Source organism: Ochrobactrum sp. BTU2 (genome assembly GCF_024539785.1).
Taxonomy (GTDB): Bacteria; Pseudomonadota; Alphaproteobacteria; order Rhizobiales; family Rhizobiaceae; genus Brucella; species Brucella anthropi.
In genome coordinates, this window is the sequence record NZ_JAHWRG010000004.1 from 313,826 (window position 1) to 339,622 (window position 25,797).

Genomic DNA, 25,797 nt, shown 5'->3' on the forward strand with positions numbered 1-25,797 from the left:
CAACTGATCTCTAATAACTGCGGAACGTGATGTTGCATCCTTTCTGTCCTGCAGCTCGCTCCAGAGCCAGCATCTCGCCCTTTAGACGAGCGACTTCGGCAGCCTTGACACCATTTCCCTCATTGAACAGCAATACTGGCCAGAACAACACCAGGCCGACGCCCGTTTTGATTGCATCATTTTTTGCTGCCGCGTTTTGACGCCCAACCGCCGTCGCCGCACTGGCAGAAAGACGAACACCTTCTTCTTTCAGTGCATGACAGGAAAGAGAATCATAAGCCGCTGATGATGCGTAACTTGGCTCAATTTTATTTGCCTGCGACGCACATCCGGAAATAACAGTTAACGAAACAACACATAGTAAAAAGCGATTCATTGAACACCAATTAGTTTTAAAGGATACACTAATCGATCTAAATGAAACGTTATCACATTTCAAAAGCAAACAATTGGAGGCTATTCTCTTGAAGAAACTCAACAGTTGATAGCCACCACAAGCAAAAAGACGGCACGATGTGCCGCCTTTCATTGGCAGTCTGCTCTTGAAATTACTTACCAATCACCCGGTTGGCAGCCGAGACAATGGCTTCCAGCGAAGCACTGACGATATTGTCGTTGATACCGGCGCCGAACAGCTTGCCGCCCGGATGAGCCATTTCGACATAGGAGATGGCCGAAGCATCCGAACCTTGCTGTAGCGAATGTTCGGAATAGTCAACGACCGACATCTTCACGCCGAGATATTTCGACAGCGCGTCGACAAAGCCGTCAATCGGTCCCGTTCCCTTGCCCTCGATATTCTTGGTCACGCCGTTATCGGTGATTTCGGCGGTCAGGATACGACGGCCCTTCTGTTCCGGATCGGGCATGGTGTGATGATCGACGAACTTGATGCGGGCATTGGGCTGCGTCACATAAAGCTGCTGGAACTCCTCGTGAATGCGCTTCGACGGCAGTTCCTTGCCTTCTTCATCGGTAATGTTCTGGATGATCTCGCGGAACTCGACCTGCAGGTTGCGCGGCAGGTTCAAGCCATAATCCGCCTGCAGGATATAGGCGATACCGCCCTTGCCCGACTGCGAATTGATGCGAATGATCGCTTCATAGGAACGGCCCACATCCTGCGGGTCGATCGGCAGATAGGGCACTTCCCAGATCGGCGAATTGGCCGAACGGCGCGCCTTCATGCCCTTGTTGATCGCATCCTGATGCGAGCCGGAGAAAGCCGTATAGACCAGCTCGCCGACATAAGGATGGCGCTCGGCAATCTTCAACTGGTTCGAATATTCATAGACTTCCTTCATCCGGTTGATGTCGGTGCAGTCCAGCTCAGGGTCCACGCCCTGCGTGTACATGTTGAGTGCCAGCGTCACCACATCGACATTGCCGGTGCGTTCGCCATTGCCGAACAACGTACCTTCAACGCGGTCGGCACCAGCCATCAAGCCCAGTTCGGTTGCAGCAATGCCCGTGCCACGGTCATTATGAGGGTGCAGCGAGACAATCAGGTTCTCGCGATTGTCGAGGTTGCGGCACATCCATTCGATCTGGTCGGCATAGATGTTCGGCGTGTTCATCTCGACGGTCGAAGGCAGGTTGACGATCAGCTTGTTGTCTGCGGTCGGCTTCACGATCTCGATGACCGCATTGCAGATTTCCAGCGCCACATCCAGCTCAGTGCCCGTAAAGCTTTCGGGCGAATACTGGAAGCGATAACCGCCCCCCGCTTTCGCAGCCATATCCATGATCATCTTGGCAGCGTCGGTCGCGATCTGCTTGATACCGCCAACATCCTTGGCGAAGACCACGCGGCGCTGCAATTCACTGGTGGAATTGTAGAAATGGATGATCGGCGACTTGGCGCCTTCAAGCGCTTCGAAAGTGCGCGTGATCAGTTCTGGGCGGCACTGGACCAGAACCTGCAAATCCACTTCGTCGGGAACATTGCCCTGTTCGATGGCCCAGCGGCAGAAATCGAAATCCGTCTGCGAAGCGGACGGAAAACCGATTTCGATTTCCGGGAAACCCATATCGACCAGCAGGCGGAACATGCGCTCCTTGCGGTCATGGCCCATGGGGTCGATCAAGGCCTGATTGCCATCACGCAGATCGACCGAACACCAGATCGGTGCCTTTTCGATACGCTTGGACGGCCAGGTGCGGTCATCGAGCTGCGGAACCGGGAAAGGCGAATATTTGCTGCCTGCAGTAGGCATGCCTTTGCGCTCGGAAATGGATTTCGATTGCGGCGTGGCGACGGACTGATTCATTTTCGTTTCCTCCCGGCTTTCGACGGCATTCAAGCCCGTCAAGCGCGGATACTACTGATCGATTATAAGGGTTTTCTGGAAAGGAGCACAGGCCTGCGACCGGAGATCGACCGCCGGACGCTCCTTTCAGCGAGCCCGGCGATCGCCGCTAAGGCCGAGGGTAAGAAGCGAGTTTAGAACGCAAACATCAACGCGCGCGCCGAAGGCGGCTGCGGAATGTTCCAAGGATGTTGCGTTTCTGATCGTCATGGAAAAGCTTTTACACGCGCGATTTGTACTGTGCAAGACAGTATTTCATTCAGGCGAAGGGCACCGCGCTGGTTCCCGGCGGCAGCTTGGCCTCATCCTCCGGCTCGACGTGGATCACCACGCGCGCGCTATCGATCTGCTTCTTCAGGGCGTCTTCGATACGGTCGCAAATCACATGGGCATCGCCGACGCTCATTTCCGCCGCAACGACCAGATGAAACTCGATGAAGGTTACACGGCCAGCGATACGGGTCTTCAGGTCATGAACCTCAATGGCACCGCCCGCATTAGCCGAAATGACATCGCGAATGCGCATTTCCTCGGTCGGCTCGACACCAATGTCCATCAATCCCTGCACCGAGGAATTGATGACATGCCAGCCCTGCCAGAGAATGTTGATTGCCACCAGAATAGCAAGCAGCGGATCGAGTATGGCCCAACCGGTCACGACCGCACCGACAAGACCGACGAGAACGCCCACGGAGGTGAACACATCGGTCATGATGTGCTTGCCGTCGGCTTCCAGCGCAGGCGAGCGGAACTTGCGACCAGTGCGAATCAACAATGATGCCCACAAGCCGTTTATGACTGCGGCTACCGTGTTGATGCCAAGGCCAAGCCAGGGTTCATCGAGCGTTCGCGGTGATTGAAGCGCAAACCAAGCCTCGCGGAAGATCAAAAGTGCGGCGACCGTAATCAGAACGCCTTCCACAACAGCCGAAATATACTCGGCTTTGTGATGACCGAAGGGATGATTGTCATCGGCGGGCAGATAGCTGACCCGAATTGCCCACCAAGCGCCGATTGCCGCGATCACATTGACGATGGATTCCAGCGCGTCCGAATAAAGGGCCACGGAACCGGTCAATGCATAGGCCAGATATTTCAGACCCATCACACCAAAAGCAACGGGAATAGACCAAGCGGCAAGCCGCCGAACCTTTGCACTCGCGTCCATGATGAACCTTTGAATATCGTTATCTTGTCCCGAAATCGAGACGGGCCTACGCACAGCCCTTCACTCATTTACTAGAGCGCAATTCGATCTGATTGAATCAGATCGGTGCTCTACGTGTTTGTTTTGAACCGCGCATCTGATCCGAAAACCGTTTCACACTTTTCGGGATACGCTCCAGCGCGCGGGACACATCCACAACGCATCTGGCATATGCAGCAGCAATTCACCGCCGTTCTATACCCCAGAAAAGCGAAACTTCGTACCCCTGTTTTTTCAGTTACGGCATTTAATTTTCTCCTGCAAATGCAAGGCATTACAGTTGCAAATGAGTTGCCAAAGCAGGCAATGGGCAAGCATAGCAAGCGCACAAAAAAGCCAACCGCAGCGATGGCTGCGGCTGGCTCGAAATCGGAACGAAAAGCGTTCGATCAGTAGTTGGTACGGCGCGCCTTGTTCTTGCCCGCCAGATGCGTCACCACATTCTCGATCATGCGCATTCCGGCGTTATGACCAAGGGTCATGATGGATTCCGGATGGAACTGAACGGCGGCAACCGGTTCCTTCTTGTGTTCGAAAGCCATGATGACACCGTCTTCAGTCTCTGCCGTCACCAGGAAATCGTCTGGCAGACGTTCCGGATCGGCGAAGATCGAATGATAGCGCCCGACCGTCACTTCCTTTGGCAGGCCCGAGAATATCCGCTCCGGCTTCGACACGCGAATGCGCGACGGCTTGCCGTGCATCGGAATACGCAACTGGCGCAGCGTACCGCCATAGGCTTCTGCCAGTGCCTGCAATCCAAGACAGACACCGAAGATCGGCAGTTCCCGCTTGCGCGCCTTGTCGATGGTCGCCTTGCAATCGAAATCCTGCGGCGTGCCCGGTCCGGGTGACAGGACCACGAGGTCAGGTTTAACCCTGTCGAACACATCTTCGGCGACAGGCGAACGCACCGTCGAGACCGTAGCACCGGTCTGGCGGAAATAATTGGCGAGCGTGTGCACGAAGGAATCTTCATGATCAACGAGCAGGATCGATATCCCCTCACCCACCTTTGCCGCCACGCGTTCTTCCGCAATTTGATTGCTCTTCTGCGCTTCACGCACAGCCGAGATCATCGCCGATGCCTTCAATTCGGTTTCGGCTTCTTCCTCCTCCGGATTGGAATCGAACAGAAGCGTTGCACCAGCCCGAATTTCGGCCACGCCATCCTTCACGCGGATGGTGCGCAGCGTCAGGCCGGTGTTCATGTCGCCATTGAAGTGCATCATGCCGATGGCGCCGCCATACCATGCGCGCGGGCTACGTTCGTTTTCCTCAAGGAAACGCATCGCCCACAGCTTCGGTGCGCCGGTCACGGTCACAGCCCATGCATGGCTGAGGAACCCGTCGAAAGCATCCATGCCGTCGCGAAGCCGCCCTTCAATATGATCGACCGTATGGATCAGCCGCGAATACATCTCGATCTGGCGACGACCGATGACGCGTACAGAACCCGGCTCGCAGACACGGCTCTTGTCGTTGCGGTCCACGTCCGAGCACATCGTCAGCTCGGATTCATCCTTCTTGGAATTCAGCAGTTTCAGAATCTGTTCCGAATCCGAAATCGCATCTTCGCCGCGCTTGATCGTGCCGGAGATGGGGCAGGTTTCGATACGCCGTCCGTTGACCCGCACGAACATTTCCGGCGATGCGCCGACCAGATATTCGTTGTCACCCAGATTGATGAAGAACGAATAGGGCGACGGATTAATCGTCTTCAACCGGCGGAAGATTTCCGATGGCGCGGTATGGCAGCGCTCATAGAAGGTCTGGCCCGGGACCACTTCAAAGAGGTCGCCGCGCTTGAAGCTTTCCTTGGCGCGCTCTACGAGCTTCGCATATTCGCCCGGATTGTGATCGCCGCGCGCAAGCTTGGCTTCCGATGGTTTGAAGGCCTGTGCAGGCGTTGCCCGTGCGAGACCATGCGTGGATGAGCCACCGCAGGTGAATTCATAACGATCCACCCAGGCACGTGCCGCATAGTGATCGGCCACGAAGATTTCATCGGGGATGAACAGCACCAGATCGCGCTGATCGTCGGGGCGCTTCAACTTGTACTGAACCGGATCGAACTGGAACGCCAGATCGTAACCGAAGGCACCGTAAAGACCGAGATTGGCATCTTCCTCAGAGAAGAACAGACCTACAATGGCACGCAGAACGGTGAAGACCGAAGGCATGCGCGAGCGCTCTTCCTCGGTGAAGGTTCCGCTCGGCTCGGCAATGGTCAGCTCGATGCGGTTTTCTTCGGCCTTGTCGACCGTTACTTCGGCAAGAGCCTTTACCGTGTCCAGGATAGGCCGCAGAAGAATGACGCCGCGCGCATTCAGCGCTTCGATGCGCATGGTGCGGGCGCGTGACGTGATGGCCACCGGAGGATCGACGATAGCCGTGTCCCATCGCGTATAGCGGCCCGGATATTCGTAGTTCGACGAAAACACCGCACCACGCCGTTCGTTCAGCGCATCGATATAGGTCTCGATCGCGCCCTTATAGGCCGTGAGGTGACGCACGCGCTCGACGACGATGCCGCCTGCCGTCTCGTGCTGGAATATCTCGCTATCCGCAATCTTCGCATTCATGATCGGCTATCCCAAATCTCAACTGTTTCCGAATATTTCCAGAACCCGGTTTCCCCGCCAGTCTTATTCAAACAGCCAAACAAAAAGGCCGCCCGGATAATCCCAGCGGCCTGTTTTCTAAACGCAAATGCACAAACGCCTGCGTGGCCGCTTTTAGCGGGCCCACCACCAACCGTTGATGACGATATTGCGCGAAATGTTCATGGACGTACTGTTAGCGTTCAATGTGTTCGCTTGCAACCGGAAAATTCAGCCACCCAAATGTGCCACGCGGGCCATCTTCGGGACAAAGTTCTACAGGTCTCGCAAAAGAAAATCCGGACAGTTTGGGGCTGTCCGGATTTCCTCAGAACCGGGATAAACGAAACGGAAGGAATGGGACGATTCCTCCAGTTTCAAACACCCCCTTACCCCATGCCAAAATTTACAGGTGCAATATAACTTTCAGTATGCGCACTATACATATCACAGGTTGCGCATAATTTACAACCTGTGATTGTTATTTGCATATATGCTTACGTTTAAGCCGAATTCATCCGAGTAGTTCAAAAATTTGTAGGACCACCCAACAAGTTTCATCTTGCGTCGGGGACCGATTTCGGATTGATTTCCGTGGCAACTCAAACACATATGCAAAAATCAAGAACAGAGCCGTCACACATAAGCGGCCATTGGGGACAACTGATGAAGAATCTCGATGCGATGGACAGGAGTATTTTGCGCGCCCTTCAGGAGAACGGGCGTCTGACCAATACCGAACTGGCCGATCGCATAAATCTCTCGCAGACGGCAACTGCAGAACGCGTCAAACGACTGACCCGTGAAGGGTATATTCTCGGCTATTCGGCACGGCTTTCACCCAAGATGCTCGACCGGGCCATGCTGGTCTTTATCGAGATCAAGCTTGATCGCACCACGCCGGAAGTCTTTGAAACCTTCTCGACCTTCACCCGCAACAATCCCGACATTCTGGAATGCCACATGGTTGCGGGCGGCTTCGATTATCTCGTCAAAGCCCGTGTATCCGACATGGATCACTATCGGCGTTTCCTTTCGGAGGCGCTTCTTTCTCTGCCCGGCGTGCGGGAATCGCACACTTACGCCGTGATGGAGGAAGTGAAGGAAACCGCCTATATCGCCGTCTGAACCGGCGACAAGCCCTACCTGAAGACATCGTTGCTGTCAGCAGAATGGCAGCAACGAACTCCCTACTTTTCACTTCCAACTTGCTATCGCTTATTTACGGGTATATACCCGCAATATGTCACATCCGTGTTTTTGTATCCTTCTGCGCCAGGCAGCCCGCAAGACATCGAGCGTCTATGACAACGCTCTGGCGCCGCTTGGCATCAATGTCGCGCAGTTCAGTACGTTGCGAAAAATCCGTCGTGCGGGTTCCATCTCGCTGACCGAACTTGCACATCTGTCCGAGCTGGATCGGTCGACCATGGGCCGCAATGCGAAGGTTCTGCAGCGCATGGGGCTGATTGAGCCTGCGGCCAGCGACGACCATCGCGAGACCAGTGTAACGCTGACGGCAGACGGTCGCGATCTTGTGGAACGCGGCGGCCCGCTCTGGGATCAGGCGCAGGAAGAAATCGAAGCCAGGCTGGGAGAGGATGGCGTGGAACAGCTGGAAAGCCTGTTACGCAGCCTCGATTGACCGGAGACCGGTTGTCCCTTGACTGAAAACAATGACCTGAAGCCACGCGCCCGTTATGGAGCGAACGGTTTCGCCATCAACCGCACGGCTGGCCAAAAGCCAGCTTGAAACCAGCTTAAACCCGAAAGCGCCAAAGATGATTTCTGCCCGCCTTGCCAGCTTTCTCGCCCAGAGGAACATCCATTACGGATGGGTCGTCGCCGCCATTACCTTCCTGACCATGCTGGCGACAGCAGCAGCCATGGGGTCTGCGGGTATCCTGATCGAACCGCTCCAGCGTGAATTCGGCTGGACGAATGCGAATATCTCCTTCGCAATGGCGCTTCGCCTCGTTCTTTTCGGCCTGATGGGGCCGTTTGCGGCAGCCTTCATGAACCAGTTCGGCCTGCGTCGTGTGGTTGCAGCCGCTCTCATCATGATTTCACTGGGGCTTGTCGGTTCCATTTTCATGACCGAGGAATGGCAGATGGTTGCGCTCTGGGGCGTGGTGATCGGCCTTGGCACCGGCATGACGGCGCTCGTGCTCGGTGCAACCGTTGCAGCACGCTGGTTCGAAAAGCGGCGCGGTCTGGTCGTCGGCCTGATGACAGCCAGTAATGCCACCGGCCAGCTCGTCTTCATGCCGATCCTTGCCAGTGTCAGCCAGACCATCGGCTGGCGAACGTCGCTCACCATCGTCGTTTGCTTCCTTGTTGCCGCGCTTGTGCTGGTTCTCGCTTTGATGCGTGACCATCCGGCGGATATCGGCTTGAAGCCTTACGGCCGCACGGCACCGCTCCCGGCACCCGGACCCAGAATGAGCTTCAGCACCATGCTGGCCTCACCCCTCGTCACGTTGCGCGAAGCGTCTTCAACGGCAACTTTCTGGGTCCTGTTCCTGACCTTCTTCGTCTGCGGCTTTTCCACAAACGGCCTGATCCAGACGCACTGGATCACGCTTTGCGGTGATTTCGGAATTGCGCCGGTCGGTGCGGCTGGCATCCTTGCCGTGATCGGCGCATTCGACCTGATCGGCACGATCATGTCCGGCTGGCTTTCCGACCGGTTCGACAATCGCTGGCTTCTGTTCTGGTTCTATGCGTTGCGCGGTCTCTCGCTGATCTATCTGACCTTCACCGACTTCACCGTCTACGAACTGGCATTGTTCGCCGTCTTTTACGGGCTGGACTGGGTGGCGACCGTGCCGCCAACCGTCAAGCTCGCCGCCGAACGTTTCGGCCCGGAAAAGGCCGGGCTGGTTTTCGGCTGGGTGTTCACCGGCCATCAGATCGGAGCCGCAGCCGCAGCCGCTTTCGCCGGGCTCGTGCGCACCGACTATGACAGCTACACCCCTGCCCTGATCCTCGCCGGTGCCATGTGTTTTGCCGCTGCGGCCATGGTGTTCATCATCAACCGTCCTGCTGCAAGGCCAGTCCTGCAGGCTTCATGATGCTATACGCTTCCTGCCCTTCCTGTTCAGTGCCAGCACGCCGAGACTGATCAGGAAGGCGGCGAGCGTGTCGGTCCAACCGGGCACCTCGCCCAGAAGAACAAGCGCCAGAACCAGAGTGATGACAGGGATCAGTGCTGATAGCGCTGCCCCTGCCGCCGTTCCCAGCAGCACAACGGCACGGTTGAAGGCAAAGACGCCAAAGGCCGAAGTAAGTACGCCCTGATAAAAACCCTGCAAGGCAATATCACCCCAGGATGTCGCGCCAAGCCCCTTGGGCAGGAAGAGCATATAGATCGGCAAATAGACAATTGCCGAGGTGACAGCCGCGATGGCCGTCGCATGCAGCCCGTCCATTCCCTTTCTGCGAAACACCATGACATAAATCGCCCACACGAGTGCCGCGACGAAAAAGAAAAAGTGCCCGAGCATTTCCGGTCCGCCCAGTTGCGACAGACCAGCGATCAGCATGGCGCCGATCAGGATCAGCATGACCCCGGACCAGCGCGACGGCGCAAGACGTTCCTTGAGAAGCGCCATACCCAGAACGGCAACCATTGCTGTCATCAGCCCCGGAATGAGCGCTGCTGCATGGGATGCCGGAGCATATTGCAGACCACAGGTGGTCAGCAGCGCATAGGGAACACCTGCTCCGGAAACCAGAAGCACAAAGCCGAGCGGACCGAGCTTGCGAAAGCCGAACCCTTTCATCAGAACCACCGGCAACAGCACCAGCCCCGCCACGCCGAAACGCAACGCAATGATGTCGAAAGGCGTCAGTGCGGTCTTGAACCCGAAACGGGTCAGGACGAACGAACCGGACCACACAAGAACCCCGGACAGTCCCCAGGCCAGACCGCGTATGGTATCGGAAGTCGAGCTTGTCGGGGTGGTTTCGGTAATTGCCGTCATGGTCACTCGCTGCAGGATGAGGGAAGAGCGCAGACTATTGTATCCCTGATATGCGCGAGCGTCACGGATAAGCGAGATATGAGATATTAGAGTTTCTTATGCCGCTCTGCTTCTGGCGTCCTGCGCCACGTCGCAGAACCGTTCGACCAGATGCCGGACCGGACTGTCGGCCCGAAAAACAATATAGACGGTGCGAAACGTCGGCGGCTTGAGGCGGCGCGCCCGCAATCCATGCAGATCGGCCCCCGGCAGACTGATTTCTGACAGAAGCGTCGTGCCGATGCCATGGCGCACCATTTCCAGCACCGTGGCAACGTCGCGGGTGCGCACCTGCTCGCTGCGCATTTCGCCATCGCCATGAATGATCCTGTCGATAATCATTTCGCAGCCTGCTGCGGCGATCAACTGGCGATCCCGCAGGTCCCCGGCAGTGATTGTGTCGTTGCGCATAAAGGGATCGTCACGCCGCCCCACCACGACAAGTTCTTCGCGGCCAACTTCCCGTGCTTCAAGCTCGGGTGTCGGCAGCGATGTAATGCCGAGATCGGCGATACCATCGCGCACCCATAGACTCACATCGTCGTGCCCGCCCTCGAAAGCGCTGAATTCAATACCGGGATAAAGCCGCTGAAACGTCTTTCGCAGACCGGGCAGAACATATTCAAGCTGACTTGGAATTGCCGCGACGCGCAGCCGTTCGGGCGCGCCGGAAGCACTGCACCGTGCCTGCTGCTCTATCCGGTCGACTGCCGCGAGGGCGGCCTTGGTATCGGCAAGGATCGATTGCCCGAACGCCGTCAGGGCGGCTCCATCGCGCTTTCGCGCCAGCACATCGACCCCGAGGATTTTTTCCAATGTCGCAATCGCCTGACTGGCTCCCGATTGCGTGAGCCGCAAGCGCCGCGCAGCAGCACCGACACTGCCGGTTTCCGCGACAGCTTCAAGCAAACGTAACTGGACCAGACTGATCTTCATCGCTTTGGTTCCGGGCTTTGGTTCCAACTCAATCTTTCAATAATGCATCGCCCCAGTCGGCGCGACGTGCCCAACGGAACAGATCGCCGTCGCGCTTGGTCAGAAGGCGTTCTTCCACCCTGCCGTCATCCTTGCAAAGTTTAACCGAAACTTTGCCGCCGCCAACCCGTGTCGGCGCGATAACCCGCGCTTCCACTTCATCGACCGTCTCGCGCACCGCAGCAAGATAGATGAACTTCTCATCTTCCCACGGCACTTCGGCTTCCTTGGTCAGACGATGAATACGCGAGCGCGCAACGCGGCGCGAAAAATGGCACCAGTCAGGGGTGACCAGCGGGCAATCGAGCTGGTGCGGACAAGGCGCCGCAATGATTGCGCCTTCCGCAATAAGCGCCCGGCGTGCATCGAGAATGCGCTGCCAGCCTGCCGGTGTGCCGGGTTCCACGATCACCAGCATTTGCCGTGCCGACGCCCACAAGCGGTCAATCAGTGCCTGCCGCTTTTCAGGAGCAAGCTCGTCAAGCACATAGGCAATGGTCACGAGATCGGCTCGCGGAAAATCAAGTTTCTCCCGAACCACATCCCCTGCCCGCCAGTCGAGGTCGGAAAATCCGCAATTTTGCGAAAGATCGCTGCCCACAGCTCTGATCGCAGGACTGGCCTCGATCATCGTTGCCGAATGAAGCATGGGCCAGCATTGCTTTGCCGCCCAAAGGGCGGTTCCCGGCCCTGCACCCACATCGAGCATGGTTTGCGGCGCGAAATCGGGACAAACCTCGGCTGCACTGTCCATACTCGCGCGAACCGCCGCATAGGTCGCAGGCAAACGTGCTGCCAGATAGGCCTTCGCGGCAAGATCATCGGAAATATGCATGCGTCCGTCCCGCGTCTCGGCGCGGTAACGGCGTGAAAGCATTTCAGATGCGCGCTTCAGATCGGCCAATGCCACGCCCTCAAGCGCAGCATCTACCGCCTGTCGCAATGAAGCTGGCAGTTCCATTGCCGGTCAGCGCTCCAGAACCTGTTTCACATCGACCAGATTCGAACGGACACGCAGAATGTAGAAGCCCATCGTGGTCAGATGCGACGGCGTGAACCATGCATCCGGGCTACCGTTGGAAACGATGAAAGGCTGCATGTCGAGCGCGGCACGCATCTGCTTTTCCATCTCGTCCCACACACCGTCGAGGTGCTTCTCGGCCAGAACGCCGCGGAAATCCGAGTGTGCGGCGCGCAGCAAGCCGTAATAGGCATAGAGCTGACCATAGGCGAACCAGAAACGGTCATCTGCACGCGTATCGAACCAGCCGGCGTGGTAATTCTCGGCACGGTCCTTGAGGATGGCCGAAGTCGAACCGAGGTCGCTTGCGATACGGTCGACAAACTGGATCAGATTGTCGGCGCGGGCATCGAAGGTAGCCTGACAGTTTTCAAGCCGTCCGTTGAAGGAGCGCAGATCCTTGATCGCCGAACGGTAATAGCTCGGCGTCGGCGTCTTCGGACCGAACGGGCTCAGGCCGAAATACCACGAATCTTCGGCAAACTGCAGATTACCGCGCGCCTTTTGCAGATCGCCGTCGATCTGCGACGTGCCGCGCAGACGGCCGATATTGTCGACGAGCTCAATCGCGGTACGGCGTACCGCTGCATTGATGCCGCGCTGGAACGACGCCTTGTTGTCGAGGAATGGCGTGCGATCCCAGTCCAGACCGAAAAGACCGGTCTTGTAGAGCAGCATGGATGAAATCCACGCGTTCTGGTTCACGTTGAAATCGGTGAGATCAGCGGCAACTTCCGCTATCGCCGAGCGTGAGCATTTGCGGGCCGAAGACGGGATTTGTGCCGCCTGAACCGACTGATTCGTGGGAGCGGCATCGCCAGTCTGATTGGTTTCAGGCGTGGCAGCAGGCTGTTCCACGGGTGCTGCGGTGGACGGCGCAGCCGGTGCGGCCTGCGCCTTTACCTCTTCACCGGGCGTGGTCGCATCCTGATAGCTGTACTTGGCCGGATAGTCGGGATCGAAATTCGTCCATACCTGAGTCTGCCAGATGAAATAGACGTAAAGACCGCCAAGACCGATCACGACGACCGCAACCGCAACTTTCCACAAAATTCCGAGCCGCAGGAAAAGCCGCCACAAACCGCCGAGCGGAATGGCAATCAGGCGAGCAAGCGCGGCGATGAAACGGCCCAGGAAGGAAAAAACGCCCTTTACTGCATTCCACACTGTAAAAAATCCTTCCTTTTGCCCGAAAATCCGGGCTTTCCATCGCTTCTGCATCGCCCATGGACCTATGCATTACAAGTCCCGTTCGCAAGCAGCCAAACCTGAAAAGGCTTCACGCTCTCAAATAGAGTGTGCTCATCTTTTCGACAACCTGGAACGGTCATCCAACTGATTTTATCCGTCATTTTCCGCTGACAGGGTTGAATCCCGAGGGCCGATCCGTAACATGGCGCCAACTCGCTTCGGCCAAATGCGTGGCAATCCAGCCCGTTTCCCCTTGGCCGACGGTTCCGGAAAATGATGAGTGACAGCAGTTTCAAGTCAGGTGCGAAACGGTTTTCCGCCGGAAACTGCGACCAACGTCGCAATCGAGAACATTTTCGCCGCTGTGGTACTTGAATGGCGCAATCTTTGGTGTTTGCTAAAGCTGGAACCGGAAAAACAATCAATCCGTCAAAACGGCCCGGTAAATGGAGAGAACAATGAAGTCCGTATCGACCTATATGCTTACGCTTGCCTTGGGTGGGCTTGCCACGGGAACGGCAATGCTGAGCGCGCCTGCAACCGGTTTCGCCGCCGAACCTGAAAGCTGCTCGACCGTCCGTTTCTCGGATGTCGGCTGGACCGACATCACCTCGACGACCGCGGTGGCGACAGAAATCCTGAAAGGTCTCGGCTACAAGACGGACATCAAGGTTCTTTCCGTGCCGGTGACCTATGCATCGCTGAGCAAAAAGGACATCGACGTCTTCCTCGGCTACTGGAACCCGTCCATGACCGCCGACCTCCAGCCCTATCTGGACAACAAGACCGTCGAGACGCTGCGCACCAATCTGACCGGCGCGAAATACACGCTTGCCGTGCCAAAATATGCTTATGACGAAGGCCTCAAGGACTTCAAGGATATCGCCACGTTCAAGGATAAGCTCGGCGGCAAGATCTACGGCATCGAGCCGGGCAATGACGGCAACCGCCTGATCCTCGACATGATCAACAAGGATGCCTTCGGCCTCAAGTCATTCGAGCTGGCGGAATCGTCCGAGCAGGGCATGCTGGCGCAGGTCGCGCGCAGCATCAAGAGCAAGGAACCGGTCGTCTTTCTGGCATGGGAGCCTCATCCCATGAACAAGCGTTTCGAAATCGCGTATCTCACCGGTGGTGACGATTTCTTCGGCCCCAATCTCGGCGGCGCCAAGGTCGAAACCAACGTTCGCACCGGCTACACGCAGGAATGCCCGAATGTTGGCAAGTTCCTCACCAATCTGGAATTCAAGCTCGATATCGAAAACGACATCATGGGCAAGATTCTCGATGATGGCGAAGAGCCTTCGAAGGCTGCAACCAACTGGCTGAAAGCCAATCCGGGCGCACTCGACCAGTGGCTCGCCGGTGTAACCACCGTCGACGGCAAGGAAGGCCTGCCAGCCGTCAAGGCGGCACTCGGTCTTTAATCCCGACATGCTGCCGGGCGGCGACAAACGCGGCCCGGCAGTTTCAAGGATGCCCGCACCCTTTCTCTTTGTTTTTACGCATTATCCTACGCAAATCGCATCGCACCTTTGCCGGAAATGCTCTAGCACGCAGCAGGAGACTTGATCGTTGAACTGGCTGACGGACTACAAGATCCCTGTCGGACCGACCGCCAAATCCGTGGTGGACTGGCTGACGGACAATATGGGCGGCTTTTTCGATACCCTCGCCGCCGTCATGCAAAGCCTCATTGACGGGCTGCTTTTTCTTCTCAAGCTCCCGCACCCTCTGCTTCTCATCGCAATCTTCGCTGTCATCGCGTGGCTGATCCAGCGTCGTATCTCGGTGGTCGTGCTGACCGTGATCGGCTTCCTGTTCATCATCAATCAGGGTTACTGGGATCGAACGCTCGAAACCCTGACCCTCGTTTTGTCAGCTTGCTTTCTCTGCATGGCCATCGGCGTGCCGCTCGGCATCGCCGCAGCCCATCGCCCCGCGCTTTACGCCGCAATGCGTCCTGTGCTCGATCTGATGCAGACCCTGCCGACATTCGTCTACCTGATCCCGGCCATTGTCTTCTTCGGCATCGGTATGGTGCCGGGCCTGCTTGCAACGGCAATCTTCGTTCTGCCTGCGCCGGTGCGATTGACCCACCTCGGCATATCGTCCACACCCTCATCGCTGATCGAAGCGGGTGAAGCGTTCGGTGCGTCGCGTTCTCAGCTCTTGTGGAAGATTGAGCTGCCTTATGCCATGCCGCAAATTCTTGCCGGTCTGACTCAGACAATCATGCTGTCGCTTTCGATGGTGGTCATTGCAGCCCTTGTCGGCGCAGATGGCCTCGGCGTACCGGTTGTCCGGGCGTTGAACTCAGTCAATACCGCACTCGGTTTCGAGGCTGGACTTGTCATCGTCGTGGTCGCCATCGTGCTCGACCGTATCTTCCGCGCCGGACGCGAGAAATAGCATGATCCCGAAAAGTGGAAATCGGTTTTCGGAACAGATCATGCTCCAACAAAGATCAGGAGCACGCGGATGACCATCATCGCACTCGAAGACGTCTGCATCATTTTCGGCAGCAATGTCGATGACGCACTTGCTCTTGCGGATCGCGGCGCCACCCGTTCCCAGATTCAGGCTGAAACCAATCTCGTGCTGGGCGTGCACAACTGCACACTCAACATTGAGGAAGGTGAAATCCTCGTTCTGATGGGGCTGTCAGGCTCGGGCAAATCCACCCTTCTTCGCGCAATCAACCGGCTCAATCCGATTTCGCGCGGGCGCGTTCTCGTACGGGAAGGCGAACGCGCCATAGATGTCGGCAAGGCCGACCGCGGAACCCTGCGCCATCTGCGCACCGAACTCGTCTCCATGGTGTTCCAGCAGTTCGGCCTGCTGCCCTGGCGTACGGTTGAAGAAAACGTCGCTTTCGGCCTGGAAATTTCCGGTATGGGCAAGGAAGACCGCCTTGCCAAAGCGCGCGACCAGCTTGAACTTGTCGGTCTGCAGGACTGGGCCAAGCGCAAGGTTGGAGAACTTTCCGGCGGCATGCAGCAACGCGTCGGGCTTGCCCGCGCTTTTGCAACCGGCGCACCGATTCTGCTGATGGATGAGCCATTCTCGGCCCTCGATCCGCTGATCCGCACGCGCCTGCAAGACGAGTTGCTGGCCTTCCAGTCACGATTGAAAAAGACCATCGTTTTCGTCAGCCACGATCTCGATGAAGCCATGAAGATCGGCAATCGCATCGCCATCATGGAAGGCGGGCGTATCGTTCAGTGCGGCACGCCGCAGGAGATTCTCCTGCAGCCTGCCGACGACTATGTCGCTGACTTCGTTGCCCATATGAACCCGCTCGGCGTGCTTCGGGCAGGCGACATCATGGTGCCCTTCGATCGCCAAGCAGCGCCACGTCCTTTTGCGGCCACTGCCCGGCGCGAAACGCTGGTGCGCGAGTTGATGAATGCGGTGGCAGACAGCAGCGGCGATGTTGGCATCATCGAAAACGGCGCCATCGTCGGCAAGATTGCAGCAGATGACATCGTGCGCGCCCTCGCCTGGCATCAGCAACGCGGAACGTCCAGCTAGAGCGGAATGCGCTTATATTCGTTCGCGCTTTTGCTGGAGATGCTCAAAACAAAAAACCGCACATTTTCATGTGCGGTTTTTTTCATTTCAGACTGCATATAGATGTAGATCAGCTATGCGCTGCCTGTCTGGCAGCAGCGCGTGCTTCAACGCGAGCCTTGATGGCATCGACATCCGCACGCGGCGTCGCAGCAAAGAGCTTCTTCGTATAGTCATGCTGCGGATTGTTGAAAACGTCGTCACGCAAGCCGTATTCAACCACCTCACCGAAATACATCACCATCACCTCATCGGCGATGTAGCGCACGACCGAAAGGTCATGACTGATGAAAACATAGGTGAGACCGAACTCTTCCTGCAGATCAGACAGCAGGTTCAGAACCTGTGCCTGCACGGACAGATCGAGCGCGGAAACCGGCTCGTCGAGAATGAGCAGCTTCGGGTTGAGCATCAGCGCACGCGCAATGGCGATACGCTGGCGCTGGCCGCCGGAGAACATATGCGGATAGCGGTTGAAGTGTTCGCGACCGAGGCCGACCTTCAACAACATCTGCATAGCCTTCGCGCGACGCTCCTCGGCTGACATGTTCGTATTCAGCAGCAGAGGCTCGGCCAGAACGTCACCGATCTTCTGGCGCGGATTGAGCGAGCCATACGGGTTCTGGAAAACGATCTGCACCTTCTGGCGCATTTCGGGCGTCAGGCCATCGCGAGCGATGTTCACATCCTTGCCGCCGATCTTCAATTCGCCGGAGGTCTGCGGATCGATCATGGTGAGAATACGAGCCAACGTGGACTTGCCGCAGCCCGATTCACCGACAATCGCCAGCGTCTTGCCTTTTTCGACCTTGAAGCTCACGCCCTTGACGGCATGAACCACTTTCGGTTTGCCAAACAGACCGCCGCCAACATGATAATCGCGCTTGATATCGCGCGCCTCGAGAACAATCTCGCTCATCACGCTTCTCCCGCACCATTATTTTCAAAGACGAAATCGGACACCGTTGGAAGGCGGTCGCCGGTCGCATTTTCCGGCAGGGCCGAAAGCAGTGCACGGGTGTAAGGATGCTTGGGCGCAGAGAACAGCGACAGCACGTCGGCATCCTCCATCTTGTGGCCCTTGTACTGCACAATTACCCGGTCGGCAGTTTCTGCAACGACACCCATGTCATGGGTAATCATGATGAGCCCCATGCCGTGTTCCACCTGAAGCCGCATCAGCAGATCGAGAATCTGCTTCTGGATCGTCACGTCGAGAGCAGTCGTCGGCTCGTCGGCGATGAGGAGCTTCGGGTTGCAGGCAATCGCGATAGCGATCATGACGCGCTGGCACTGACCGCCCGACATCTGGTGCGGGAAGCTCTTCAAACGCTCCGCTGCATCGCGAATGCCGACCAGTTCCAGGAGCTCAATGGCGCGGGCACGGCTCGCCGAGCCGTTCATGCCCATATGCTGCTTCAGCACTTCCTCAAGCTGATACCCGACCGTGAAGCAGGGGTTGAGGCTGGCAACAGGTTCCTGGAAAATCATCGAAATATCACGACCGATGATCTTGCGGCGCTCCTTGTCGGACATTGCCTGCAAGTCCTTGCCATCGAAGGTCATGGTGTCTGCGGTAACAGTTGCCGTCTTGGGCAGAAGCCCCATGACGGCAAGCATGCCGACCGACTTGCCTGAACCGGACTCGCCGACAATCGCAAGCACTTCGCCCTTGTCGACCCTTATGTCGATCCCGTCGACCGCCCGGAACGGGCCGGTCGAGGTGTCGAAAGAAACCGTGAGGTTCTTGATTTCAAGCAGAGCCATCGATCAGCTCCTCTTCAGTTTCGGGTCAAGCGCATCGCGCAGACCGTCGCCAATCAGGTTGATGGCGAGAACAGTAATCAGGATAGCAAGGCCGGGGAAAGTAACGATCCACCAGGCACTCAGGATGAACTCACGCGCTTCGGCAAGCATCGTGCCCCATTCTGGCGTTGGCGGTTGCGCGCCCATGCCAAGAAAGCCCAGAGCCGCAACGTCGAGGATGGCGTTGGAAAACGACATCGTTGCCTGCACCACAAGCGGAGCAAGGCAGTTCGGCAGAATGGTCTTGAACATCAGGCGCAGCTTGCTTGCACCGGCAAGCTTGGCCGCGGTCACATATTCGCGTTCCTTTTCCGCCATGACGGCGGCGCGGGTGAGACGCGAGAAGTGCGGCAGCAGAACCAGCGTGATCGCCAGAACGGCATTGATCAGACCCGGCCCGAGGATCGCCACCAGAACCAGAGCCAGCAGGAGCGACGGGAATGCCAGGATAACGTCCATGATGCGCATGAACACCGTATCGACGCCGCCACCGAAATAGCCGGTGATGAGGCCGATGGTGATGCCGAGGCACATCGAAATAATGACGATGACAAAGCCCACGAGCAGCGAATATTGCGCGCCATAGATCAGGCGGGACAGAATATCACGCCCGACAGCATCCGTTCCCAGAAGGAACTGGGTCGAACCGCCATCTTCCCAGAAGGGTGGAACCTTCACGAATTGACGGAACTGTTCCGTAGGATCGTGCGGCGCAATCAATGGAGCGAAGATCGCCACCAGAATAATCGCGAGGAATACGAAAAGACCGATCACAGCGCCACGGTTGACGCTGAAATAAAACCAGAAGTCCTTCAGCGCACGCATCTTGCCAATGTCGTTCGCGGCTTCCGGCTGAATAGCTGAGTGTGTCATGATACCCTCACTTGTGCCGGATACGCGGATTGATAAGGCCGTACAGCAGATCCACGACCAGATTCACCAGCATGATGATGAATGCAATCAGCAGCAGTCCGCTTTGCACGACCGGATAATCGCGACGGAAAATGGAATCGAGCATCCATTTGCCGATACCGGGCCATGAGAAGATCGTTTCGGTCAGGATCGCACCAGCCATCAGAACGCCGACCTGCAGGCCGATGGTCGTGATAACAGGGATCATCGCGTTGCGAAGTGCGTGCAGTCCGACAACGCGACGAACCGGCAGGCCCTTGGCGCGAGCGGTGCGCACATAGTCCTCGCCTAAAACTTCCAGCATGGCGGAGCGGGTTTGACGCGCGATAACGGCGAGCGGAATGGTCGCAAGCACGATGGTCGGCAGGATGAGATGCGAGACCGCCGAGGCGAAAGCGCCCTTCTGATCCGACAGCAGACTGTCGATCAGCATGAAACCGGTCACAGGCGGGAAGAAATAGAGCAGCGAGATACGACCGGAAACCGGTGTCCACTGCAGCACGCCCGAGAAGAAAATGATGAGCAGCAGCGCCCACCAGAAAATCGGCATCGAATAACCGACCAGCGAAATGCCCATCAGGCCCTGATCGAACCACGAGCCGCGCTTGACAGCAGCGATGACGCCGGCAGGAATGCCAAGGAGAATAGCCACAATGATCGCGCAGATGGACAACTCGACAGTTGCAGGAAACAGCGCGAAAAATTCGACGAGAACAGGCTTCTTGGTCACCAGAGACTGACCGAAATCGCCGTGCAGCAGGTTCCAGACATAATCCAGATATTGCTGCCAGATCGGGCGATCGAACCCAAGTTGCGCCATCAGTTCGGCGTGGCGCTCAGGGCTTACGCCGCGTTCGCCGGCCATCAGTAGCACAGGATCGCCAGGAAGAACCCGGACGAAGGCGAAAGCCACGATTGTGATGCCTATGAAGGTCGGAACCAGATAGACGAGCTTGTTGAATATGAAGCGGAACATACAAAAACTCCGACCGGGTGCAGGGGATCACCCTACACCCGGCCGCTTGTGTTGTCAGATTTTACTCGGAAATATCAACGTCTTCGAAGCGATAATCGCCGAGCGGGCTCTGTTTGAAGCCCGTAACCTTGGCCGACATCGGCACGAAGACCGTCGAGTGAGCAAGCGTATTCCAAGGAGCCTGCTCCTTAAAGATTACCTGCGCTTCTTCGTAAAGCTTCGTACGCTCTTCCTGGCTAGTCGAAACCTTGGCCTTCTGGATCAGGTCTTCGAACGGCTTGTAGCACCACTGGGCGCGGTTGTTGTTGCCAACACCGGCGCAGCCGAGAAGCGTGCCCAGGAAGTTGTCCGGATCGCCGTTGTCACCGGTCCAGCCGAGGATGACGGAACCGTCACGGTCCTTGTCGGACGACTTCTTGAGGTATTCGCCCCATTCCATCGAAACGATCTCGGCACTGACGCCAACCTTGGCCAGATCGGACTGCATGAGTTCAGCAGTACGACGTGCGTTCGGCATGTACGGACGGCTGACAGGCATGGCCCACAGCTTCATCTTCAGATCCTTGACGCCAGCGGCTTCGAGAGCCTTCTTGGCAGCTTCCGGATCGTACTTGTCGTCCTCGACCTTGTCGTTATAGCCCCACATTGTCGGCGGGATCGGGTTCTTGGCAACCTGGCCCTGCCCCTGGAACACGGCATCGACGATGGCCTGCTTGTTGATAGCCTGGTTCAACGCCTTGCGCACTTCCGGCTTGTCATAAGGTGCCTTCAGCGTGTTGTACGCGAAGTAAGCAACATTGAGGCCAGCCTGTTCGTCAACCTTGAGGTTGGAATCGGCCTGAAGGCCCTTGATGTCTGCCGGAGCAGGATAGGACATCAGGTGGCATTCGCCAGCCTTGAGCTTCTGCGCGCGGACAGCAGGATCGGTCGTGATTGCGAAGACGAGATCGTCGATCTTCGGCTTGCCACCCCAATAGTTTTCGTTGGCCTTGAAGCGGACGACGGCGTCCTTCTGGTAGGCGACGAACTGGAAAGGACCAGTACCGACCGGAACCTGATTGAGATCGTCCTTCTTGCCGTCGGCGGCAAGCTTGTCCGTGTATTCCTTCGAAATGATCGAAGCGAAAGGCATCGAGATATTTGCGAGGAACGGCGCTTCTGGACGGTTCAGCACAAACTTGACGGTATAATCGTCAACCTTGGTGATTTCCTTGATCAGCGCACCCATTTCCATGCTGTCGAAATATTCGTAGGTGATGCCAGCGGTGTACTGGTGCCAAGGATTGTCCTTGTTGCGCATGCGATCAAACGAGAAGATCACGTCGTCAGCGTTGAAATCACGGGTCGGCGTGAAATAGTCGTTCGAATGGAACTTGACGCCCTTGCGCAGATGGAAGGTGTATTCCAGACCATCGGCGGAAACATCCCAGCTTTCTGCGAGACCCGGCACGACTTTCGTCGTTCCGTTTTCGAATTCGGCAAGGCGGTTGTAGACCGGATGTGCCGAGGCATCGAACGTATCGCCGCCGGTATAGGCAGCCGGATCGAAGCCTTCAGGCGAAGCCGGCGAGCAATATACAAAGGTCTTTGCCGATGCAGCACCGCTCATCAGAGCCACCAGCGCGGTTGCTGCCAGGAGTTTTTGGTAGAATTTCATTATTGTCCGCCTCCACGGAAAAGCATGCCGCGCGCACCCCATTGCCCGCAGCTTGCGCTTATCGAAACGCGTGGACTGTCACTTTGCAAGCGCAATCTGTAGAACCAGTTCACATTCTCAACGGGTTTTGGCCCCAATGGTTAGATTTTTATTCCATCAATCGACGAAATTTCGAAATATTGCGCTAAAGCCCCTTGATTTATAATATTATTCGCACGCATTTTGCATGGGATAATGCAACTTATGCATCACCGACTCAGGCGCGACGTCAATGCGGCCGATCAATCGGAAATTGCTTGCAGTTTTGAATGTCCGGCATAAGTACTCCACCGAATTCGCTGGCTCTATCGAATAAGGCACAGTATTAAGTGGATAATATTAGTCATATTTGAGTCTGACAGCCATGCCTGAAACCAATCCAATTCGCCCGACCACGCCTGAAGCCATTCAGCTTGCCAAAACCCTGTTGCGGGCATCGCGCTACGGTGCCATCGCCGTTTCCGACGCTGCGACCGGCAGGCCACTGGCAAGTCGTGTCTCCGTAGCGACGGATATGGACGGAACGCCTCTCATTCTGGTTTCCGGATTGGCGGCACACACACCGGGGCTGCTGGCAAACCCGGCCTGCTCGCTTCTGCTCGGCGAGGTTGGCAAGGGAGACCCCCTCGCCCATGCGCGCGTCACGCTTCATTGTCAGGCCCGGAAAGTTGAGAGAACAGCCGCTGACTACCCCCGCATTCGGCGACGTTATCTCAATCACAATCCGAAGGGTTCGCTTTATGTGGATCTTGGAGACTTTGTCTTTTTCCGGCTTGAACTGGAAAGCGCCAGCTTGAATGGTGGCTTTGGCAAGGCATTCAACCTGACACAGGACGACTTGCTCTGCGCTGCGTCGATCAGCGCGGACTTTGCCGAAAGCGAGCAAAATGCGCTCGACAGCATGAACGAGTATCACGCACCAAAAATTGCGCAAATTGCTCAACAGCTTTTAAAAGCGGGAACCGTCAAAGATCAGCAGAAGGCGATAGGATTGGATCCGGATGGCGTCGACATCGCCAATGGCGACCTTGTTCTGCGTTACGTTTTTCCTTCGAATCCACCTTCCGTAAGGGAAGCTGTTACAGCACTGACCAAACAGTAAATAAAGCCCCCTGAAACAAAACCGCATTTTTTTTGGGACGAAATTGCACGTCTTTATACTGGATTGAATATAAGCAAGGGCTTTTCAAATTCTGCATATGGCATTATTTTCAATATGCATGCTTATGAAAATTCGCATGTATATTTTTAACTTTGTCGAGTCTTACGGGGGTATGACGGCAAATGAGCAACGAGAATACTTTCTTTGATTTAATTGAAAATGTAGATCAGGCTGCCGACTTCCTGTCGGCACTTGCTAACAATAAGCGATTACTAATTTTATGTAAGTTGCTTCATAATGAAATGTCGGTAGGTGCGCTTGCCAAGGCGATTGACCTTAGCCAATCCGCCTTGTCTCAGCACCTGGCAAAATTGCGAGCCCTTGACCTCGTTTCTACCCGTCGCGACGCGCAGACCATCTATTATATGGTCTCTTCGCCGCATATCGAGTTGATGTTGTCGACACTTTCAAGTCTGTATATGAGTCCAACACCGCGCAGACATAATCTGGCGGCAGTCGCTCACGCATAATCACATGAGGTCACAGCCGTGCGATGAACCAAGACACTCATTCGCACGGCTGCGTCCAGCAGATCGACGATCCGAACGACATCCGCTTGTCCCCTTATCGCGATATTCGCGAAAAGGATCTTGTAGGACGCCAGCAGCGGTTTATCGCTGAAGGTAAAGTGGTTCTGAACGTCCTGTTCTCATCTTCGGCACGTTTTGAGACAGAATCACTGCTCGTTCTGGAGAACCGGCTTGCGGGCCTCGGCGAACAACTCAGCCAATTGCCCTCAGAGGTTCCTGTCTATTCCGTTCCACAAACTGTTATGGACGCGGTCGCGGGATTTCATGTCCATCGCGGCATTCTTGCAGTAGGCCGTCGCAAGACGCCGCCAAGCCTTCAGGCAATGCTGGATACCCTGCCCGCAAAATCACTCGTCGTCGTTTTGTGCGGCATTTCCAATCACGACAATGTCGGTTCGATCTTCCGCAATGCCGCCGCTTTCGAAGCCGACTGCGTCCTGATGGACGATACGTGCTGCGACCCGCTTTACCGCAAGGCTATTCGGGTATCGGTCGGCGCCACGCTGAAAGTTCCCTATTTCCACGGTGGAAGCATTGATGAGATCATCGCTGCGCTGGGCGATGCCGACTTCAACCTGCTTGCGCTCAGCCCGTCATCGTCGCTCAGTGTCTACGATGCGACCAAGCACGGCCGACAGGCGCTCTTGCTCGGCACGGAAGGCGAAGGATTACCGCCACGCCTGCTTGAGAAGCTGCAAACAGCGCGAATTCCCATGTCCACTGCGTTCGACAGCCTGAATGTTGCAACCGCATCCGGCATCGCCTTGTCGCGCTTCAGCAAGTTTCAGTAGATTTCTCGTTTACCTGACGATGGCAATACCGCTGCTATCAACCGGCCGTCGATGGCTGCCAATCCTGCGGCGATCATTGCCATGCCGATCAAATGCTTGGCTTGCAAAGTCTCGCCAAGAAAGAGCACTCCGAGCAGGATTGCACTAACGGGAATGAGAAACGTCACCAGCATGAGATTGACCGCGCCCGCCGTCGAAAGAATGCGGAAAAAGAGAACATAAGCGAGTGCTGTTGAAAGAAGCGCGATACCGGCCAGCGCTCCCCAGACTGCCGCGCTCGGAGCGGCCAGCGTCCAGGGATGATCGACCAACAAAGCCACCGGAATGAGCATGACGGTCGTGGCCGTCACCTGGCCGGTAGCGGTTATCAACGGCGCGACCCCCATCGCTTTGAAGCGGCGACCGAAAATTCCCGCCAGCGAATAAGAAAAAGCAGCACACAGAATCGCAAGCTGCGGCCACAGATTGCCTCCAAGCCCGCCGATGGCATCGGGTCCGATCATGATTGCTACACCGCAAAAGCCGATCAAAACGCCAGCAATTTTGTTCCGGGTGATCTTTTCATCCGCCGTCAGAAAATGCGCAACAATGACGCCGAAGAGCGGTGTCGTGGCATTGAGGATGGAAGCCAGCCCGCTGGCAATCTGGGTCTGCCCCCAGACGATGAGACAGAAAGGCAGCAGATTATTGAGAAAGCCCATTCCGAAAAACGCCAGCCATACACGGCGGTCTTTCGGCAGCGACAGGCCCATCATGCGAATCAATACGACCAAAGCGAGCGCAGCCAGCCCCACCCGAAGCGTGACGATACTGAAAGGCGGCAATTCTCGAACAGCAATGCCGTTGAAGAAGAATGAACCGCCCCAGAGAACGGAAAGAACAAGAAGCATCGCCCATTCCTTCCACCCCATCATTTTCTGCGCCGTCATCTTCAAGACCTCTGAAGCCAAAGCTTGGAGCGCATCCCGAAAAGCGTGGAACGGTTTTCGAATAAGATGCGCATCAAAACAAAAAGTTGGA

Annotated in this window: 24 protein-coding genes; 10 read left to right on the plus strand and 14 right to left on the minus strand. The window is 56.4% G+C overall.

The genetic code is table 11. The annotated features are described in order from the left end of the window. Positions 1-10: 10 nt before the first annotated feature. The 3 genes from KWJ32_RS13920 to KWJ32_RS13930 form a co-directional block, all read right to left on the minus strand. Positions 11-529, minus strand: a complete 519-nt coding sequence (locus tag KWJ32_RS13920) for a hypothetical protein (RefSeq protein ID WP_231771195.1) — start codon at positions 527-529, stop codon at positions 11-13. 19 nt (positions 530-548) lie between these two features. Beyond that, positions 549-2,270, minus strand: a complete 1,722-nt coding sequence (gene leuA, locus KWJ32_RS13925) for a 2-isopropylmalate synthase (RefSeq protein WP_012091640.1) — start codon at positions 2,268-2,270, stop codon at positions 549-551. 298 nt (positions 2,271-2,568) lie between these two features. Beyond that, positions 2,569-3,477 (minus strand): cation diffusion facilitator family transporter, encoded by a 909-nt coding sequence (locus KWJ32_RS13930; RefSeq protein ID WP_010659582.1) that lies wholly within the window; start codon positions 3,475-3,477, stop codon positions 2,569-2,571. A gap of 114 nt (positions 3,478-3,591) precedes the next feature. Between KWJ32_RS13930 and KWJ32_RS13935 the strand changes: the two genes are divergently transcribed. After that, on the plus strand, positions 3,592-3,912 hold the full coding sequence (locus KWJ32_RS13935; RefSeq protein WP_125300050.1) for a hypothetical protein: 321 nt from the start codon (positions 3,592-3,594) through the stop codon (positions 3,910-3,912). On the opposite strand, the gene KWJ32_RS13940 is transcribed toward KWJ32_RS13935, so the two are convergent. After that, positions 3,906-6,101 carry an anthranilate synthase component I gene (locus KWJ32_RS13940; protein WP_151610226.1) on the minus strand — a complete coding sequence of 732 codons (2,196 nt, stop codon included), beginning with the start codon at positions 6,099-6,101 and terminating at the stop codon, positions 3,906-3,908. The genes KWJ32_RS13935 and KWJ32_RS13940 overlap by 7 nt on opposite strands. Positions 6,102-6,785: 684 nt before the next feature. Here KWJ32_RS13940 and KWJ32_RS13945 point away from each other — a divergent pair. The 3 genes from KWJ32_RS13945 to KWJ32_RS13955 all read left to right on the plus strand — a co-directional run bounded on the left by KWJ32_RS13945 (position 6,786) and on the right by KWJ32_RS13955 (position 9,193). Then, a complete protein-coding gene (locus tag KWJ32_RS13945; RefSeq protein ID WP_006472719.1) occupies positions 6,786-7,247 on the plus strand; it encodes an Lrp/AsnC ligand binding domain-containing protein in 462 nt (153 codons plus the stop codon). A gap of 115 nt (positions 7,248-7,362) precedes the next feature. Then, positions 7,363-7,764, plus strand: a complete 402-nt coding sequence (locus KWJ32_RS13950; RefSeq protein WP_012091638.1) for a MarR family winged helix-turn-helix transcriptional regulator — start codon at positions 7,363-7,365, stop codon at positions 7,762-7,764. Between the two features lie 136 nt (positions 7,765-7,900). Then, a complete protein-coding gene (locus tag KWJ32_RS13955; RefSeq protein WP_040130084.1) occupies positions 7,901-9,193 on the plus strand; it encodes an MFS transporter in 1,293 nt (430 codons plus the stop codon). On the opposite strand, the gene KWJ32_RS13960 is transcribed toward KWJ32_RS13955, so the two are convergent. From KWJ32_RS13960 to KWJ32_RS13975, 4 genes are all read right to left on the minus strand, one after another. Further along, complete coding sequence (locus tag KWJ32_RS13960) at positions 9,188-10,105, minus strand: DMT family transporter (RefSeq protein WP_151610227.1); 918 nt, start codon at positions 10,103-10,105, stop codon at positions 9,188-9,190. The two genes, KWJ32_RS13955 and KWJ32_RS13960, sit on opposite strands and share 6 nt — an antisense overlap. A 96-nt stretch (positions 10,106-10,201) precedes the next feature. Beyond that, positions 10,202-11,080, minus strand: coding sequence for a LysR family transcriptional regulator (locus KWJ32_RS13965; RefSeq protein ID WP_151610228.1), 879 nt, complete (start codon positions 11,078-11,080; stop codon positions 10,202-10,204). Positions 11,081-11,108: 28 nt separating this feature from the next. Beyond that, on the minus strand, positions 11,109-12,080 hold the full coding sequence (locus tag KWJ32_RS13970; RefSeq protein ID WP_151610229.1) for a small ribosomal subunit Rsm22 family protein: 972 nt from the start codon (positions 12,078-12,080) through the stop codon (positions 11,109-11,111). A gap of 6 nt (positions 12,081-12,086) precedes the next feature. Further along, the gene (locus KWJ32_RS13975; protein ID WP_012091633.1) at positions 12,087-13,361 is read right to left on the minus strand and encodes a DUF2333 family protein; all 1,275 of its coding nucleotides are present in this window, start codon (positions 13,359-13,361) and stop codon (positions 12,087-12,089) included. Between the two features lie 428 nt (positions 13,362-13,789). On the opposite strand from KWJ32_RS13975, the gene KWJ32_RS13980 reads away from it, so the two are divergent. The 3 genes from KWJ32_RS13980 (at position 13,790) to choV (ending at position 16,865) form a co-directional block, all read left to right on the plus strand. Further along, on the plus strand, positions 13,790-14,758 hold the full coding sequence (locus KWJ32_RS13980; protein ID WP_010659573.1) for a choline ABC transporter substrate-binding protein: 969 nt from the start codon (positions 13,790-13,792) through the stop codon (positions 14,756-14,758). 148 nt (positions 14,759-14,906) lie between these two features. Then, the gene (choW, locus tag KWJ32_RS13985) at positions 14,907-15,743 is read left to right on the plus strand and encodes a choline ABC transporter permease subunit (protein WP_012091632.1); all 837 of its coding nucleotides are present in this window, start codon (positions 14,907-14,909) and stop codon (positions 15,741-15,743) included. A 69-nt stretch (positions 15,744-15,812) separates the two neighbouring features. Next, complete coding sequence (gene choV / locus KWJ32_RS13990; RefSeq protein ID WP_010659571.1) at positions 15,813-16,865, plus strand: choline ABC transporter ATP-binding protein; 1,053 nt, start codon at positions 15,813-15,815, stop codon at positions 16,863-16,865. 109 nt (positions 16,866-16,974) lie between these two features. Here the strand turns inward: choV and KWJ32_RS13995 are convergent, their stop codons facing one another. The 5 genes from KWJ32_RS13995 to KWJ32_RS14015 form a co-directional block, all read right to left on the minus strand. After that, on the minus strand, positions 16,975-17,823 hold the full coding sequence (locus tag KWJ32_RS13995) for a dipeptide ABC transporter ATP-binding protein (RefSeq protein ID WP_012091631.1): 849 nt from the start codon (positions 17,821-17,823) through the stop codon (positions 16,975-16,977). Beyond that, positions 17,823-18,671: an ABC transporter ATP-binding protein gene (locus KWJ32_RS14000; protein ID WP_012091630.1), complete on the minus strand. Its 849-nt coding sequence runs from the start codon at positions 18,669-18,671 to the stop codon at positions 17,823-17,825. Before KWJ32_RS14000 ends, KWJ32_RS13995 begins: the two co-directional genes overlap by 1 nt. A gap of 3 nt (positions 18,672-18,674) precedes the next feature. Beyond that, positions 18,675-19,583: an ABC transporter permease subunit gene (locus KWJ32_RS14005; RefSeq protein ID WP_010659568.1), complete on the minus strand. Its 909-nt coding sequence runs from the start codon at positions 19,581-19,583 to the stop codon at positions 18,675-18,677. A gap of 7 nt (positions 19,584-19,590) precedes the next feature. Beyond that, complete coding sequence (locus tag KWJ32_RS14010; RefSeq protein WP_010659567.1) at positions 19,591-20,598, minus strand: ABC transporter permease subunit; 1,008 nt, start codon at positions 20,596-20,598, stop codon at positions 19,591-19,593. 61 nt (positions 20,599-20,659) lie between these two features. Continuing rightward, complete coding sequence (locus KWJ32_RS14015) at positions 20,660-22,255, minus strand: ABC transporter substrate-binding protein (protein WP_010659566.1); 1,596 nt, start codon at positions 22,253-22,255, stop codon at positions 20,660-20,662. Positions 22,256-22,658: 403 nt separating this feature from the next. On the opposite strand from KWJ32_RS14015, the gene KWJ32_RS14020 reads away from it, so the two are divergent. The 3 genes from KWJ32_RS14020 to KWJ32_RS14030 all read left to right on the plus strand — a co-directional run bounded on the left by KWJ32_RS14020 (position 22,659) and on the right by KWJ32_RS14030 (position 24,777). Next, positions 22,659-23,396, plus strand: coding sequence for a pyridoxamine 5'-phosphate oxidase family protein (locus KWJ32_RS14020; protein ID WP_012091629.1), 738 nt, complete (start codon positions 22,659-22,661; stop codon positions 23,394-23,396). A gap of 182 nt (positions 23,397-23,578) precedes the next feature. Then, complete coding sequence (locus KWJ32_RS14025; protein ID WP_010659564.1) at positions 23,579-23,926, plus strand: metalloregulator ArsR/SmtB family transcription factor; 348 nt, start codon at positions 23,579-23,581, stop codon at positions 23,924-23,926. Positions 23,927-23,949: 23 nt separating this feature from the next. After that, on the plus strand, positions 23,950-24,777 hold the full coding sequence (locus KWJ32_RS14030; protein WP_012091628.1) for an RNA methyltransferase: 828 nt from the start codon (positions 23,950-23,952) through the stop codon (positions 24,775-24,777). Here the strand turns inward: KWJ32_RS14030 and KWJ32_RS14035 are convergent. Then, on the minus strand, positions 24,771-25,706 hold the full coding sequence (locus KWJ32_RS14035) for a DMT family transporter (protein WP_012091627.1): 936 nt from the start codon (positions 25,704-25,706) through the stop codon (positions 24,771-24,773). The genes KWJ32_RS14030 and KWJ32_RS14035 overlap by 7 nt on opposite strands. Between the last annotated feature and the right edge of the window lie 91 nt (positions 25,707-25,797).